The organism is Hymenobacter sp. BT18 (assembly GCF_012273015.1).
Lineage (GTDB): Bacteria > Bacteroidota > Bacteroidia > Cytophagales > Hymenobacteraceae > Hymenobacter > Hymenobacter lutimineralis.
This window is the reverse complement of the sequence record NZ_CP050954.1, coordinates 1,524,457-1,539,954: the sequence shown is the minus strand read 5'-3', so window position 1 is coordinate 1,539,954 and position 15,498 is coordinate 1,524,457. Positions and strand designations below refer to the sequence as shown.

Below are 15,498 nucleotides of genomic sequence, written 5' to 3'. Positions count from 1 at the left end.
TAAAACAGCAAAAGCGTAGTCTGCCTCTGGCGGGCTACGCTTTTGTTGCTAAATGGGCTACTGTAAAAAAAGTCGAGCTATGGTATGGTTATAATATAGTGATTATCAGATAATAAGTACTGGTAGCAGCGCCTGGCTGCGGGGGAGCGTAGTCGGCCGCAAATCTTTTTCCAACAACTTTATGGTCGGGTGTCAGTATAGGCAGCTAGTAAAAAACCTGTCTTCAGGCATTTTTCCGCTGTCTGCTGTACACGCATCTGTTCCACCTAACCTTCTCACAATGAGAAAGATTCTAGCTTCTGCTCTGCTGTCCGGAGCTGCTCTGCTGGCCACTGCGCCAGAGGGTGCAGCCCAGACGGCTGACCGCAAAACGGCCATCAGCCTCACCGGCAACGCCTTCCAGTACAAAGGCAACTTTGGCTCTGACTTCTGGCAGTGGGGCGGCAACAAGTACGGCCCGGGTATCTCCATCAACCGTTACTTGTCGCCCGGCCTCGATGTGCTGCTGAGCGGCAACTACGTAGAGTTCAAGAAATTTACCAGCCCCCTGAGCAGCCCTTACTTTGGGAGCAGCTTCGCCACCAACGTGGTGAACGTGAACCTGGGCCTGAAGCTGAAGCTGAACAATGGCTGGGCCCTGAAAGAAGATGCCGTTATTCAGCCCTACCTGCTGGCTGCTCCAGGCCTCACGTACACCAGCCGCGAAGGCACCATCAACCGCAATGGCGCCAGCCTGAACACCGACAGCGACAAAAGCTACTTTGACCTGTTTGGGGCTGCTGGTATCAACTTCCGCGTTTCCGACGCGGTGGGCTTGTTCGTGCAGACGGGCCAGCATATTCCGCTGAATGCCAACCTCGACGGCGACCCTGCCCGCGACGACAACAAGTGGGACGACCGGTTCCTGCAGCACACGGCTGGTATTACCATTGCGTTCGGCAAAGCCAAAGACACCGATAACGACGGCGTGCCCGACCGCAAAGACCAGTGCCCCAACACGCCCGCCGGTGTAGCCGTGGACGAGAAAGGCTGCCCCCTGGATGGCGACAAGGACGGCGTACCCGACTACCAAGATAAGTGCCCCACCGAAGCCGGCTCCAAAGCCCTCGAAGGCTGCCCCGACCGCGACAACGATGGCGTGCGTGACTCCGAAGATGACTGCCCCGACCAAGCTGGGAAAGCGGCCCTCCGCGGCTGCCCCGATGCCGACAACGACGGTGTGCGCGACCAGGACGATAAGTGCCCCGACACCCCCGCTGGCACCCAGGTAGACGCCACCGGCTGCCCCCTCAACCTCGATAAGGACGGCGACGGTATCCCCGACAGCGTAGACCGCTGCCCCGGCACGCCCGCCGGTGCTAAAGTAGACTCGCTGGGTTGCCCCGAAATTCCGGAGAGCATCCGCCGCCTTGAGCAGCCCGTGCGCTTCGAAACCAACAGCACTGTGATTAAGCGCACCTCTTATGGCACGCTCGATAAAATGGTGCAGGTGCTGAAAGACCACCCCGAGTACGCCGTGCGCATCTCGGGCCACGCCGACAGCCGCGGGACCGACGAGTACAACCAGCGCCTCTCGGAGCGCCGCGCCGAATCGGCCAAGCGCTACTTCACCGGTAAGAACATAGATCCGGCCCGCGTAGTCACGCAAGGTTTTGGTGAGTCGCGGCCGGCAGCTGCCAATGGCTCGGCTTCGGGTATGGCCAAAAACCGCCGCGTCGAGTTCAAGTTCGAGTTCTATATCCCAAGTCAGCCGCAGCCCTAAGCTGCCCGGCCCCAACAAAAAAGGCGAACCGCTCTGGTTCGCCTTTTTTGTTGGCTATGCCCAGTGGACAGCGGCCAAAGAACAAGATAAACCATCTGTTGATTGTCTTGCCCCAATAAGCGGAAGGTCAATAAAACAGGCCAATCTTTTGGCTGACTGACCCCACTCCCTGTTGGCGCGGCGTGGGTATGGCATTGCTTGAGCAGGAGGAGGGTATTACCGCTGCCCCACGCACGGTACGCGCTGGTAACAGCGGCAATGTTCGGGGATGGTGGGGGGCTGCTCCTACACGCTGAAGCCTGCCAAGCTGGTAGCAAAAAAAGCCCCGCCAATTTACGGGCGGGGCACAAGCGTGGGTGCGGCGGTGCTATTATTTGGGTAACTGATCTACCGCGCCGGGCAAAAACTTGAGCAGCTGCTGTAGCTGGCTTTCGGTGAAGTTGCCAGAAATGGCCATGAGCACAAATGAATCGGGGACGCCGTTTACCTGACTGGTGCCCACTACCTCCTGTACCCGGCCATTCTGGCGGCGCGCCGAGAACTTAAATTGCGTGGTGGCATCGGCGTTGCTGGTTATGGGCAGCGGCTCGTACCGCTCATTTTGCAGCAAGCCATCTACTTCCTGCGTCAGGCCGCGGGCAACCAGGTTGCGGGCGCCGCCGGAAGTAGGGGTGAAGGTGAGTACCCGCACGCTGCGCAAGGCGGCCACGGCCTGGGTGGTTTCATTATCACCCCCTATGCGGCCTAACTGGCCTAGCAAGAGCCGGGTGGCGAAGTTGGCTTCAATTGTCTGGGCTTTAAAACCCGAGCGGCTTTCATACTTGCGGAAGAACTCGGCCACGGTACGGGCGGGTTGCTCGGGTCCGGCGGCCCGGCAGCCAGCCATCCACAGCAGGCCCGTAGCAAGCAGGAGAAAAAGGAAACGGTTGTGCATAGCAAAAAGAGAATGTTTTCGTCAACATACGCCTTTTGCCGGTTTACGGCCAGCCACTACCTAGTCAAAAACAATGGAGTTGAGAAAAAATACGTCCCGGGCCGGGCCCTTTTCGGTGCGCACGTGCTGGTAGCCATAGGCCAGAAACTTACCCCTGGTCCATTCTACCAGCGCTTCCTGAGAGGTATAGGAGGGCTTTTCCTTTTTATCGGCCAGGGTAGTGCGCAACGGCACCGTCAGGTCGTTGGGGGAAGGCGTCGTGCGGTCTACAATCTTGTAGCGAATAGCTTCCTCGTCCAGGTAAGCCAGCACCAGGCGCCCATCCGCAAGAGGGCGCAGGCTCACGGTTTCCTGAATTTCGAAGGTCTCGACATTTTGAAGGACAAAGGTGTTGTCCCAGAGTAAATTGCCTTGCCGGTCGAAGCCGCAGACAATGGCGTGGGTGGTCCGGTAGCCATCAAACTGGCGGTAGCTGTTCGTCATAGGTCCGCCGAAGGAAGAATACCGGTAGCGGGGATAATATACCTCCGCCGTCACCACATAGCCTTCCCGGGTAGGCAGCATGTCGTGCATGAGCAGGCGGTAGTGCAGGCGCATGGGCATACCGGCAGCCCGGCGGCGCGCCCCCTTCTCCCGGATTCGGGCTTCGCGGTTGGGCTTCATAAAGTCGAAGAAGTGCTTCAGACTCAGAAAATCGTAGAAGCGCATGGACTTGCGCCCTCCGCCCGGGGTAGTACCCGCATTGAGGTCGGCCGCAAATAAGCCCTGGGAGTAGCGCGGGTCGCGCAGCGTGTACGTGCCCGCTACCAGCCGCGTAGTACTGTCGCCGGGACTGAGCTGAGCCGTAATCAGGTTTCTTTCGCTTTCGGCCTGAATAAACTCGGTGCGCAGCAGCATACCATCCTGGGAAAGCTGTTTCAGCTGCAGCCGGGACTTCATGCCGTTGGTTTGGGTAAGCACGAAGGCAGCACGCTTCGTCACGGAATCGGCCAGAAACGTAAATTGAGCGGGCAACTGCTCATACACCGACGGCAGAAACCGCATTTGCTGGGTACCCAGGTCAAGGTGCAGGATGGTCAGATGCTGGTCCACCAGTACCGTGACGAAGAGCCGGCCCCCCAGCGCCTTCAGCTCGAAGATGTCGCGGGAGATGCGCGTATCGAAGGAGCTGGTTTTTATCAGTCCCGTGCGGCCGTCCAGGTGCACGGCCAGCAGGTGCGTAGGCCGGTAGACTGACTGATACAAGGCGTATACCTGGTTGCTTTCCGAGCAGGTGCGCACCAGTTCGTAGTCCCGTTCCACCGTGAAAGGCCGTTGCCACTCAAGCTGCAGCCCGGCGTCCAGCTTCTGGAAGTAGAGCTTGTCCGGCTTCATATTGTAGGATTCTTCCTGCACGAGGAGAATCACGCTGCTATCGGGCAGCGGCAGCACCTGAATATCACTGTTGCTGGGCTCCAGCGCTAGCTCAAACCGGGCGGGCTGCTGCGGCACCTGGGCCCAGGCGCCGCAGCAGCCGATCAGCCAAAACCAGCCCAGTAGGAAGAAATGCCGCATAAAAAGGGGGGTTAGGTTGCTCTACCCAATATACGGCATGAACGGCGCAAATCCTTGCATTGCCCGGGGCTGGTGGCCCCATGTAAGACGCCGTAAGCTAGCTGCCCAGCTCCAGAATGGTGTCAAACTCAGCGGCGCGCAGGGGCATAACCGACAAGCGAGACTGACGAAGCAGGCCGATTTGGGTGAGGCGGCTGTCTTGTTTTATTTGTGCCAGGGAAACGGGGCGGGGCAGGGGCTGCCGCGGCTGCAGGGCTACGGCCACCCAGCCGCTGGCGGGTTCGGCGGTAGCATCGGGGGCGGCGGCAGCCGCTACTTCGGCTACGCCCACCACTTCTTTGCTCGTAACGCTGTGATAGTACAGCACTAAGTCGCCGGGCTGCATCTGCTGCAGGTAGTTGCGGGCCTGAAAGTTTCGAACCCCGGTCCAGTCGGTGTGGCCATCACGAACGAAATCAGCCCACGAGTAGGCCGCGGGCTCCGATTTTACTAACCAGTACTGCATGAGGGGAAGTAGCGAAATATGGAACTGAGGAGTTTGGGAAGAATGGTTTGATTTGGCGAACCAGGTCGAAAGGTCGAAAAAGAATTTCGACCTCCTCTCTTACTTCGGCCTGGCTACAAATCAACCGCCTACCGTGGAGCCACCACCCCGGCACTCCCGGAAGGGTTTCCCAAACTCCTCAATTCCCAAAATCAAGTGTGTTTTGCCGCGACCGGCAAACCGACATTGGGTTCTTCGCTGGGCCCGAGTTGCGGGCATTCAGTAAGTAGGAGGGAGGAAAAGGCCGGGAGGTTGCAAGCCGGTGAAAAAAAATCTTGGGGTAAAAGCAAAAAAACCGGGGGTGTATTTACTTTATTCTGATAATGAGATAATTATACCTGCATGGGTGCGCTAAAATAATTCGGGCGCAGGCAAAAATTCTGTTTGAGGGCAGCGGCCCGAAGGCGGTGGTTAGCGAACCAACGCACTGCCGTAGCGTTTCCACAGATGAGCAGAGCAATCAGCTCGCCGGAAAGACTGCTTGTTGCCTTACTGGGTGCGCCGGACTTTCAGCAGGTCGGGTTCCAGGGTCACTATTTCCAGCTGGTAGTCGGGCTCACTGTGGTCGTCGAGGGTAATGCTGAGCTGGTTTTCGGTTAGAGCTTTCCACTGGCCGCGGTGCCCCTCCAGGCCATCGGTAGGGGCAATGTCATACTGCGTGAACAGGCCATTGTGCTCAAAGGCAAACCCGGTACGACCCCGGGAAGGCGGGAAGGCATACGTGTTGGGCCGGTACACGCGAAGGTCGCCTTGGTCTTCTTCGTGGGCGTGCAGCCAGGTGCGCTCCAGCAAGAGCAGGCGGCTGTTGCCGCGCCGGGGGTCGGAGCTGGTGCAGGTACTGGCCATCAGCACCAGGCTCAGGCAGGCAAGCAGAAGAGAAAAACGCATACGCAGGGGGAAGAGAAATCGGGGAAACAGGACAACGGCAACTTCGCCGCCGCGGGTTCGTCTTACCGGTAAGGAATCGGGCCGTTCTGCCCGGCAATCTACAACTTTGGCCCGTACCTTTGCTGGCGCGTGCCCCCAACCCCTGCTACTGCCTTGGACAACCGAGCCCTTATTCGTGCCTTTCGCCTCGCCGCTCAGCTGCTGGAGCTGCACGAGGAAAACCCCTTCAAGATCCGGGCCTACGAAGGTACGGCCAATGCCCTGGAGCAACTGAGCGTGCCCGTAGCCGAGTTGGAGCGCACGGGCCTGCCCGACCGCACCGGCCTAAGCAAAACCGCGGCGGCCAAGGTGGCGGAAATGCTCGACACCGGCAGCTTCGAGGAGCTGACGCGCCTGCTCAACAGCACCCCGCCCGGTATTGTCGAGCTGCTGAAGGTGAAAGGCATCGGGCCCAAAAAGATCCGCAGCCTGTGGAAGGAGCTGGGAATTGAGGGCCCGGAGCAGCTGCGCGAGGCCGCGGAGAGGGACGAGGTAAGCAAGCTGAAGGGCTTCGGCAAGAAAACCCAGGACGCCATTCTGGCGGCGCTGGAGTTTACCAACCAAAGCCAGGGCAAGCTGCTGTATCCTCAGGCCGAAGAGCTGGCAGAAGGCTTAGCCGAGCACCTGCGCAAGGTGCCGGGCGTGGAGCAGGTAGCCGTAACGGGGGAAGTCCGCCGGCGGTTGGAAATCGTAGAAACGGTGCAGCTGGTGGTAGCTACTACCCAACCGGCCGCGGTGCATACTGCGCTGGGGAAGCTACAGGATCTGATGGCCGAGCCGCAGCGCAGCGGGCCTTTTGCGTGGCGCGGCAGCGCTGCCGCGTCGGGTGTGAAAGTGGAGCTGATCTTTACGGCCCCAGCCGACTTCGCCAACCAGCTGCTGCTGCACTCGGCGGCGGAAGCTCACTTGTCCGAAGCCTTGCCCGAGGCTAAGCCCGGGCAGCCCGCTACGCTTCGGCAGTGGCTCAAGCGGGAGCGGTTTACCTCGGAGCCGGAGCTTTATCAGCGGGCTGGCCTGCAGTACGTGGAGCCCGAGCTGCGCGAAGGTCTGGGCGAGCTGGAACTGGCGCATGCCCATAAGCTGCCCGAGCTGCTGCAGGATACCGACCTGCGCGGCTCCCTGCACAACCACAGCACCTACTCCGATGGTAGCCATAGCCTGCGCGAAATGGCCACGTTCCTGCGCGACCAGGGCTACGAGTACCTCGGCATCTGCGACCATTCCCAGGCCGCTCACTACGCCAATGGCCTTTCCCCGGAGCGGGTGCGCCAGCAGCAACGCGAAATCGACCAGCTGAACCAAGAGCTGGCACCCTTCCGGATCTTCAAGGGAATAGAAGCTGATATTCTCGGCGACGGGTCTCTGGACTATTCAGCCACGGTGCTCGAAACCTTCGATTTTGTAGTGGCCTCGGTGCATTCCAACCTGAAGATGGACGAGCGCAAAGCCACGGCGCGCATTCTGCGGGCCATTGAAAACCCGTATACCACCATGCTGGGCCACCCTACCGGCCGCCTGCTGCTGCGCCGCGAAGGGTATCCGCTCAACCATAAGGCCGTGATTGATGCCTGCGCCCAGCATAACGTCATCATCGAAATCAACGCCAACCCCTGGCGCCTCGACCTCGACTGGCGTTGGGTACGCTATGCGCTGGCCCAGGGCGTACAGCTCAGCATCAACCCCGATGCCCACCACACCAATGGCTACGCCGACATGCGCTACGGCGTGCTCATGGGGCGCAAAGGGGGACTGACCAAGGCTATGACATTCAATGCCAAGCCTGCGGAGGAAGTAGCTGCTTATTTTGCCCAGCGGAAAGCAGGCATCAAACCGCCGCTGGAGTTCAAAGATTCGCTTTTCAGCTAACCACGCCGGAGCCGGGCTGTCATGAAAATTCTTGTACTGCGCTTTTCCTCTATCGGTGATATTGTGCTCACTACGCCCGTGGTGCGCGCGCTAAAGCAGCAGGTACCTGGCGCCCAGGTGCACTACGCCACCAAGCCAGCCTTCCGGAGTTTTCTGGAGCCCAACCCCTACATCGACAAAGTCCACTGCCTGCACGGCTCGCTCCGGGAGCTGGTGGCTGAGCTGCGGGCCGAGCACTTTGATTTTGTCGTGGACCTGCACCATAATCTGCGGTCGGCCCTGATCAAGCTACAGCTCGGTGTGAAGTCAGCATCGTTTGATAAGCTGAATGGGCGCAAGTGGCTGCTGGTGAACCTGAAAGTGGATACCATGCCCCCGGTGCACATTGTGGAGCGGTACCTGGCGGCGGCAGCCCCCCTGGGTGTGCGCAACGATGGGCAAGGGCTGGACTATTTTATCCCGCCTCAGGACGAGGTAGCCGTGCCTGTTGCCCTGCCCGCCGCGTTTCAGGCCGGGTACGTAGCCTTTGCCATTGGTGCCCAGCACGCCACCAAACGCCTACCCACGGAGCGCATTATCGAGCTGTGCGGAATGCTTCGGCAGCCCATTGTGCTGCTGGGTGGCCCGGAAGACGCTCCCACCGGCGAGTTGGTTGTGCAGGCGCTAAGCCCCGCCGAAGCCGGAACTGCCGGGCCGTCAGTATTTAACGTTTGCGGAAAGTTGAACCTCAATCAGTCGGCCTCCTTGGTGCGGCAGGCGCGGGCCGTCATCAGCCACGATACGGGCCTGATGCACATTGCCGCCGCGTTTCGTAAGAAAATCATCAGCGTGTGGGGCAACACCGTGCCGGAGTTTGGCATGTATCCTTATCAAACGGAATTTACGGTGCTGGAAGTGAAAGGCTTACCCTGTAGGCCCTGCTCCAAAATAGGCTATGCTAAGTGCCCGCAGGGCCACTTTACGTGTATGCGGGCAATTGATTTCGGTCCTGCTGCGGAGGCGCTACGCGAAACACCCCTAAAGTATTAACGCCTGCTGCCAACCGGCCAAATATCAAGCGCAAGAATAGTCGAGCTTGTGTATCTATTTTTCGAGGATTTGAGTACAGGATACCCATGGTGTCTTTCTCGAGTGGCAAACCATTGTCTTGTTACTCCAGGAAACAGGCTTACCGCCACCTTCAGGACGCTGCCGCCACGCGGTGACCAGCGTTGCGTGCTTACCCACACAAAGGCTACCATTCGCCGCTCCAACTACTTCTGCCTCACAACGCTGCTTCATGTCAAGTTCTGAGCCTTCCGTAACCCATGCCGTGCTCGTGAAAGTAGGGCCAGCCGACTTGGCTGCCGAAATCTACGCCGGCCGCCACACCTATTTGGTGGATGAGCCCGCCTCCGTAGGCGGGAATGACCGGGGCCCCACTCCCTACGATTTGTTGCTTTCGGCCCTGGGGGCGTGCACGGCCATTACCCTGCGGCTATACGCCAGTCAGAAAAACTGGCCGCTGGAAGGCATTGAAGTGCGCTTGCACCACCGCCGGGTGCATCGACTCGATTGCGAGAAGTGCGAGCTGCCCGGAGAAATGCTGGAAGAAGTACAGAAAGAGCTGCGCTTGCTGGGGCCTTTGTCGGAAGAGCAGCGAAAACGTCTGCACCTCATCTCCGAGAAATGCCCGGTGCAGAAAACTCTGACCAGCGGCTCCTTACGGGTAGTGACCGAGCTGCTCACCTAATCCCGGCTCTGGCCTATCCTTTAGTGGTTTTTGGTTAAGTAAGCGGTGACGCCAGCTACGCCATGAACCATTAATCATCTTTTCAGCCTTTTCAGGAATGAAAGCGCGGACAGAATAGCTACAGGCGCACGCAGGAGGCGTGCCTTTCCGAAAAATCACGGTTGCTATCTGCCCGGCTGCGCCCTTTATCTTTTGCATGTTGCCTTCTCAGAACCTCGATATTTTAACGCGTTTGCGGCAGCAAACCCGACCATACCACGATGCGCTGGAACAGAATACCTTTAACCGGGAGCTGGGGGCCGGACAGGTTTCGGTGGCCGCTACGGCGCATTTTCTGCGCAAAATCTACGGCTTTTTAGTGCCGTACGAGGCTCAGCTCCGGCGCCAGGGACTCGCTTTTTCGGCAGAGTGGGAGCTGCCCCAGCGTAGCCGCTCCCCGCTTATTCTGGCTGATCTGGCCAGCCTGCCCGAAGGACCATTGCCCCCGGCTTTATGTCCACTGATGCCCCCCCTCAGCACGCGCGCCGAGCTACTGGGCGCTATGTACGTGATGGAGGGCTCTACCCTCGGCGGGCAGGTGATTACGCGCCAACTGGCCCAGGCCGGCATTCCGCTGCAGCGCTACTTCCGCGGTTACGGTGAGCTGACGGGCCCCCGCTGGAAAACCTTTTGCCGCCTGCTCACCCAGGAGGCAGCCCACGTCGACCAGGAACAGCTGGTGACATCGGCGGCGCAAACATTTAAACTACTAGAAGCCTGGCTGAAACAACCATGAACTACACGGACGAAAGCCTGGTAGGGGCGCAAATCACCCTTACCAATTGTGACCGGGAGCCAATTCATATTCCGGGTTCGGTGCAGCCCTTCGGCTTCCTGTTGTGCCTCGACGAAGAAACCCACCAGATTGTGCACGCCAGCGCCAATACCGGCAGCATGGTAGGACTGGCACCTGATCAGCTGCTGGGCGGCATGCTCGACCGGTTGCTGGGCCCCGAGCACCTGGCGCAGGTGGAGGCCCTCTGGCCGGCATTGGTCGAGATTCCCAAGCTGATGGGTGTACGCCTGGATGCCGTTGCCGGGCAGCCCTTCTACAAGCTCATTTTGCACCGGCACGACGACCTGATATGGGCCGAGTTTGAGCCCGTGGCCGATACGGCCGCCAGCTCCCTCGATCTGCCTACCTTGAACACCACCCTGGGTCTGATGCTGGAATCGGAAACGGTGCTGGACTTCTGCCAGCATGCCGTGGAGCAGGTACGCCAGATTACGGGGTTCGACCGCATCATGCTGTACCGGTTTGCGGAGGACGAGAGTGGAGAAGTTATTGCAGAATCAAAGCGCGCGGATCTGGAGCCCTTTCTGGGCTTGCATTACCCCGCTACCGACATTCCCAAGCAGGCCCGGCTGATGTACCTGAAAAACTGGCTGCGCTTTATCCCGGATGTGAACTATGCGCCGGCGCCGCTGGTGCCCGTGCGCAACCCCACCAGTGGGCGCCCCCCGGATATGACGTACGCCGTGCTGCGCAGCGTGTCGCCCATCCATATTGAATACCTGCAGAATATGGGCGTGGGAGCCAGCATGTCCATTTCGATTATTCAGGAGGGCAAGCTCTGGGGCCTCATCATGGGGCACCACTATTCGCCCCGGCTGGTAAGCTACGAGCTGCGCGACCTGAGCTTGTTTGTGGGCAAAACGTTTTCGGCTCTGCTAAAAAACAAGGAGCAGCACGACGACCGGGAATATCAACAGCGCATCCGCGAAAACCGGCTGCGTTTGTTTAACAAAATGACCAGCCAGGCCAACTTTATTGATGGCCTCTACAAGCAGGCGCCCACCCTGCTGGATGTGATGGACTGTGGCGGGGCAGCTATTTGCTTTGAGGGAGAAACCATTACCCTCGGCAATACGCCCACCAAGCCGCAGATTGAGGAGCTGCTGAGCTGGTTTCAGCAGCACGTGCGCGAGGACGTTTTTCACACCAATTGCTACGTGCGGCATAACCCAGCCGGGGTGGCTATCCGGGCTGTGGCCAGCGGCATCCTGGCTATTTCCCTAGCTAAGGAGCCGGGCAATTGCATCTTTTGGTTCCGGCCCGAGCTTGTGCAAAGCGTAACCTGGGCAGGCCACCAGCAAAAGGTCGAGGTGATGCGCGATGGTGAAGTGCATCTGTCGCCCCGGCAGTCGTTTGAGGCCTGGAAACAAACGGTGGATAGTACGGCCGCGCCCTGGAAGTCCATCGAAATTGAGGCGGCCAAGGAAATTCGCCTGCACATCTCCGATATCCGGGTGAAAATCTTCAACGAGCTGCAAAGCCGGGCGTCCATGCTCAGCCGCCTGAACGCCGAGCTGGAGCGCAGCAACGATGAGCTGGACTCGTTTGCTTACGTGGCCTCGCACGATTTGAAAGAGCCGCTGCGGGGAATTCATAACTACTCCTTGTTTTTGCTGGAAGACTATGCCAGCCAGCTGGATGCCGAGGGGGTAAGCAAGCTACAAACCCTCGTACGGCTAAGCCAGCGCATGGAGGCCCTGATTGAGTCCTTGCTGCAGCTTTCCCGGGTAGGCCGCATGGAGCTGGCCGTCACGGAAACTGATATGAATGAGGTAGTGGCCGACGTGGTAGACCTGCTGCATCCGCGCCTCGAGCAAAACCAGGCCACCGTGTCGGTACGTGGGCCTCTGCCCACCTTATTCGTAGATCCGGTGCGCATTCGGGAAGTATTCAATAATCTGATTACGAATGCTATGCGCTATAACAATAAGCCCGAAAGGCAAATCGTTATTGGGCAGGCCCCGGCCGGTATCAGCAGCCCGCGCGGCCCCGTCAACCCGGAGGAGTTTGCCGTATTTTATGTGCGCGACAATGGTATCGGGATAGAAGCTCGACATTACGATAGTATCTTTAAGCTCTTTAAACGGTTGCACGCCCCGGATAAATTCGGCGGCGGAACCGGAGCCGGACTCGCCATCGTCAAAAAAATGGTTGAAAAACACCACGGCGAATTGTGGGTCGATTCCGTTGTAGGCAAAGGCACTACGTTTTATTTTTCGCTTTCAAAAACTCTGTAGGTGGTTTCCGTTCCTCTTAGACCCGTGTTGGTAGTTGAAGACAGTACCGAAGATTTTACGGCACTGGGCAGGGTCTTTCGTAAGTATGCGCTTCAGAATCCGGTCCTGCGCTGCGAAGACGGCGACCAGGCCCTGGAATACCTGCAGGGGCGCGGTAAGCTCTCCGCCTGGCCCCAGGCCATGCCGGCCATCATCCTGCTCGACCTGAACCTGCCCGGGACTGACGGGCGCACGGTGCTGGACGTGGTAAAGCAGGACCCCTACCTGCACTCCATCCCGGTTATCATCTTCAGCACTTCCTCCAACACCAAAGACGTAGAAGACTGCTACCGCCTGGGAGCCAACAGCTACCTCACCAAGCCCATTGATTTTGCCAGCTTGGAGGAAAAAGTCCAACTTATTATTCGGTACTGGCTCCAGTCCTCGGAGCTGCCTGCGGCCTAATTGGAAGCTGTGAAAAAGATCTTACTTGTTGATGACAATGAGCAGGACCGGATGCTGTATAAGCGCTACCTCACCAAGCAAACCGGGTACGAGAGCGTAGAAATACACGAGTCCTCATCGGGGGAAGATGCCATCCGCCAGTACCGGACCCTCCGGCCCGACTGCGTGCTGCTGGATTACAACCTGCCCGATACCACCGGGCTGGAGGTGCTGGTGGGCATCAAGCAGTTTTTCCCGGCCGAAACCATGTGCATTATCATGATTACGGGTGGGGGCAGCGAAACGCTGGCCGTGCGTGCCCTCAACGAAGGTGCCCTAGACTACCTGGTGAAGCAGCAGTTCGACCAGGAGCTGCTGCTGAAGACCGTGAAGCACGCCATTGAGAAAAATGAGTGGCGGCAATACGAGGCGCGCTACCACGCCGAACTGCAGGGCGTAAACCAGCAGCTGCGCGACTCCCTGGCCGAGCTAACCGAAATCCGGCGGGAACTGGCCGAAAAAAACGAACAACTTACCACTGCGCACCACCAGGAAAAGTCGCACAATCAGGAACTGGATACCATCAACCAGCGGCTGGCGCGTACCAACGCCGACCTGGACAACTTCGTGTACGCCGCCTCCCACGACCTGCGGCAGCCGATTCATAACCTGCGGGGACTTTTTGAAGAACTAAGGCGTACCGCCACTTTTCACGACCCGGAGGAAGCGCATCTGCTGCAACTGGTCGATGAATCGTTGCAGTCCCTCTCGTCCACTATCACCGACCTCGCCCACGTGGTGCAGGTAGAGCAGCTCCCCGGTGAGCAGCCCCCTGAAATGGTGGACATTGCCGAGATGGTAGCCGATATTGTGCAAACACTGCTCCCCCAAATTGTAGCCGCCGAAGCCACCGTTCAAACCAACTTTACGGCCTTGCCGGCGGTGGAGTACGTGCGCAGCAACCTGCGCACCATTCTGCTAAACCTGCTTACCAACTCCATTAAATACCGGGACCCCAACCGCGCCCCCCTGATCGAGGTGCGCAGTCTGCTAGTGCAAGGCCAGCCTGTGCTGGAAGTACAGGACAATGGCCTCGGGCTAAACCTGGAGCGGTACGGAGCAGAGCTTTTCCAGCTTTTCCGCCGCTTTCATCCGCAGGCGGGCGAAGGCACCGGCGTGGGCCTTTTCCTGGTAAACCGCTTGGTGCACGGGGAAGGAGGGCGCATTGAAGTGGAAAGCCAGGACGGCGCCGGCACCACTTTCCGGTTGTACCTGCGGGCGCCGGGGGGGCAGTAAGCTAAACAAGAAAAAGAGTGGGCCCGATGCCATGGCATCGGGCCCACTCTTTTTCGGCTCTTTATGGTGCCGGCGGGCTAGCCGATCTTGCTGAACCCGCAGTAGCTATGCAATACGGCGGGCAGGGCTATGCCATCGGCTTGCTGGTTGTTTTCCAGCAGCGCCGCCACAATGCGGGGGAGTGCCAGGGCCGAGCCATTGAGCGTGTGCAGGAGCTGCGTTTTGCCATTCTCGGGGCGGTAGCGCAGCTTAAGCCGGTTAGCCTGATAGCTTTCAAAATTAGAGCACGAAGACACCTCCAGCCAACGCTGTTGGGCGGCACTCCACACTTCCAGGTCGTAGGTAAGGGCGGACGTGAAGCCCATGTCGCCGCCGCATAGGCGCAGCACGCGGTAGGGGAGTTCCAGCTTTTGCAACAAGCCCTCGATGTGGCTCAGCATTTCTTCCAGCTGCGCGTAGCTGTGGTCGGGGTGGGCAATCTGCACGATTTCCACTTTGTCGAACTGGTGCAGGCGGTTGAGGCCTCGCACGTGGGCACCCCAGGAGCCGGCCTCCCGGCGAAAGCAGGGCGTATACCCGGCATTGCGGATGGGCAGGGCCTCCAGCGCCACAATTTCGTCGCGGTAGAGGTTGGTGATGGGTACCTCCGCCGTCGGAATCAAGTACAGGTTATCCTGGGCGTCGTGGTACATCTGGCCTTCCTTGTCGGGAAGCTGGCCGGTGCCATACCCGGAGGCCTCGTTTACCAGGACCGGAGGTTGAATCTCCACGTAACCCGCCTGGCGCGCCTCATCCAGAAAAAAGTTAATCAGAGCGCGCTGCAGACGTGCGCCTTGCCCCTTGTACACCGGAAAGCCGGCGCCGGCAATCTTGTTGCCCAAGGCAAAGTCAATGATGTCGTACTGTTCAATCAGCTCCCAGTGTGGCTTGGCGCCGGCAGCCAGCGTGGGCTTATTGCCTACCTCGCGCACCACTTCGTTATCGTCGGCCGAGCGGCCCTGGGGTACGCTGCTGTGGGGCAGGTTGGGAAGCTTGTACAACAGCTGCTGCTGTTCTTTTTCCACGTCTACCAGCTCCTCGGCGTGGGCCTTGGTTTGCTGCTTCAACTCGGCGGTGCGCAGCTTCAGGGTGTCAGCTTCGGCCTTGCTGCCCGCTTTCATCAGGTCGCCGATCTGCCGCGCCAGCTTGTTGGCTTCGGCCTGGGCCTGGTCGTGGGAGGTTTGCAGCTCCTTGCGGCGCAGGTCGAGGGCCAAAATGGCCTGCACATCGGCCTCGGCGGTTTTGTAGTGTTTTTTGGCGAGGCCGGCCAACACGGCCTCGGTTTGCTCTCGCAGAACGGATACTTGCAGCATAGCGGCAGAAAAGGCAGAATGGAATACGGCAAAAGT

The 15,498-nt window shown here is 59.1% G+C and carries 13 protein-coding genes; 8 read left to right on the top strand and 5 right to left on the bottom strand.

All coding sequences use genetic code 11. From position 1 onward, the window contains the following. Positions 1-280 precede the first annotated feature (280 nt). The gene (locus tag HER32_RS20350; RefSeq protein WP_168681279.1) at positions 281-1,762 is read left to right on the top strand and encodes an OmpA family protein; all 1,482 of its coding nucleotides are present in this window, start codon (positions 281-283) and stop codon (positions 1,760-1,762) included. 370 nt (positions 1,763-2,132) lie between these two features. Here HER32_RS20350 and HER32_RS06375 read toward each other — a convergent pair whose 3' ends face one another. From HER32_RS06375 to HER32_RS06360, 4 genes are all read right to left on the bottom strand, one after another. Then, positions 2,133-2,696: a DUF4252 domain-containing protein gene (locus HER32_RS06375; protein WP_168681278.1), complete on the bottom strand. Its 564-nt coding sequence runs from the start codon at positions 2,694-2,696 to the stop codon at positions 2,133-2,135. A 977-nt stretch (positions 2,697-3,673) separates the two neighbouring features. Further along, complete coding sequence (locus HER32_RS20400) at positions 3,674-3,760, bottom strand: 4Fe-4S binding protein (RefSeq protein ID WP_149072273.1); 87 nt, start codon at positions 3,758-3,760, stop codon at positions 3,674-3,676. A gap of 587 nt (positions 3,761-4,347) precedes the next feature. Beyond that, on the bottom strand, positions 4,348-4,755 hold the full coding sequence (locus tag HER32_RS06365; RefSeq protein ID WP_168681277.1) for an EVE domain-containing protein: 408 nt from the start codon (positions 4,753-4,755) through the stop codon (positions 4,348-4,350). Between the two features lie 528 nt (positions 4,756-5,283). Continuing rightward, on the bottom strand, positions 5,284-5,682 hold the full coding sequence (locus HER32_RS06360) for a hypothetical protein (RefSeq protein ID WP_149072241.1): 399 nt from the start codon (positions 5,680-5,682) through the stop codon (positions 5,284-5,286). Between the two features lie 129 nt (positions 5,683-5,811). Here HER32_RS06360 and HER32_RS06355 point away from each other — a divergent pair, with 129 nt between their 5' ends. The 7 genes from HER32_RS06355 to HER32_RS06325 all read left to right on the top strand — a co-directional run bounded on the left by HER32_RS06355 (position 5,812) and on the right by HER32_RS06325 (position 14,110). After that, complete coding sequence (locus HER32_RS06355) at positions 5,812-7,587, top strand: helix-hairpin-helix domain-containing protein (RefSeq protein WP_232066409.1); 1,776 nt, start codon at positions 5,812-5,814, stop codon at positions 7,585-7,587. Between the two features lie 21 nt (positions 7,588-7,608). After that, positions 7,609-8,616, top strand: a complete 1,008-nt coding sequence (locus tag HER32_RS06350) for a glycosyltransferase family 9 protein (protein ID WP_168681276.1) — start codon at positions 7,609-7,611, stop codon at positions 8,614-8,616. A gap of 250 nt (positions 8,617-8,866) precedes the next feature. Further along, positions 8,867-9,319 (top strand): OsmC family protein, encoded by a 453-nt coding sequence (locus HER32_RS06345; RefSeq protein WP_168681275.1) that lies wholly within the window; start codon positions 8,867-8,869, stop codon positions 9,317-9,319. Between the two features lie 196 nt (positions 9,320-9,515). Next, complete coding sequence (locus tag HER32_RS06340) at positions 9,516-10,094, top strand: biliverdin-producing heme oxygenase (protein ID WP_168681274.1); 579 nt, start codon at positions 9,516-9,518, stop codon at positions 10,092-10,094. Continuing rightward, complete coding sequence (locus HER32_RS06335; protein WP_168681273.1) at positions 10,091-12,391, top strand: ATP-binding protein; 2,301 nt, start codon at positions 10,091-10,093, stop codon at positions 12,389-12,391. Before HER32_RS06340 ends, HER32_RS06335 begins: the two co-directional genes overlap by 4 nt. A gap of 24 nt (positions 12,392-12,415) precedes the next feature. Further along, the gene (locus tag HER32_RS06330; RefSeq protein WP_197748879.1) at positions 12,416-12,835 is read left to right on the top strand and encodes a response regulator; all 420 of its coding nucleotides are present in this window, start codon (positions 12,416-12,418) and stop codon (positions 12,833-12,835) included. Positions 12,836-12,844: 9 nt separating this feature from the next. Further along, positions 12,845-14,110, top strand: a complete 1,266-nt coding sequence (locus tag HER32_RS06325) for a hybrid sensor histidine kinase/response regulator (RefSeq protein ID WP_168681272.1) — start codon at positions 12,845-12,847, stop codon at positions 14,108-14,110. A 77-nt stretch (positions 14,111-14,187) separates the two neighbouring features. Here HER32_RS06325 and serS read toward each other — a convergent pair whose 3' ends face one another. After that, positions 14,188-15,462, bottom strand: coding sequence for a serine--tRNA ligase (gene serS, locus HER32_RS06320; protein WP_149072233.1), 1,275 nt, complete (start codon positions 15,460-15,462; stop codon positions 14,188-14,190). Positions 15,463-15,498: the final 36 nt, after the last annotated feature.

Bases quoted from the DNA above. Each gene is read 5' to 3' on its own strand.
- HER32_RS06340 (WP_168681274.1), top strand. From the start codon at position 9,516: ATGTTGCCTTCTCAGAACCTCGATATTTTAACGCGTTTGCGGCAGCAA.
- serS (WP_149072233.1), bottom strand. From the start codon at position 15,462: ATGCTGCAAGTATCCGTTCTGCGAGAGCAAACCGAGGCCGTGTTGGCC.
- HER32_RS06335 (WP_168681273.1), top strand. From the start codon at position 10,091: ATGAACTACACGGACGAAAGCCTGGTAGGGGCGCAAATCACCCTTACC.
- HER32_RS20350 (WP_168681279.1), top strand. From the start codon at position 281: ATGAGAAAGATTCTAGCTTCTGCTCTGCTGTCCGGAGCTGCTCTGCTG.
- HER32_RS06360 (WP_149072241.1), bottom strand. From the start codon at position 5,682: ATGCGTTTTTCTCTTCTGCTTGCCTGCCTGAGCCTGGTGCTGATGGCC.
- HER32_RS06345 (WP_168681275.1), top strand. From the start codon at position 8,867: ATGTCAAGTTCTGAGCCTTCCGTAACCCATGCCGTGCTCGTGAAAGTA.
- HER32_RS06365 (WP_168681277.1), bottom strand. From the start codon at position 4,755: ATGCAGTACTGGTTAGTAAAATCGGAGCCCGCGGCCTACTCGTGGGCT.
- HER32_RS06375 (WP_168681278.1), bottom strand. From the start codon at position 2,696: ATGCACAACCGTTTCCTTTTTCTCCTGCTTGCTACGGGCCTGCTGTGG.
- HER32_RS06350 (WP_168681276.1), top strand. From the start codon at position 7,609: ATGAAAATTCTTGTACTGCGCTTTTCCTCTATCGGTGATATTGTGCTC.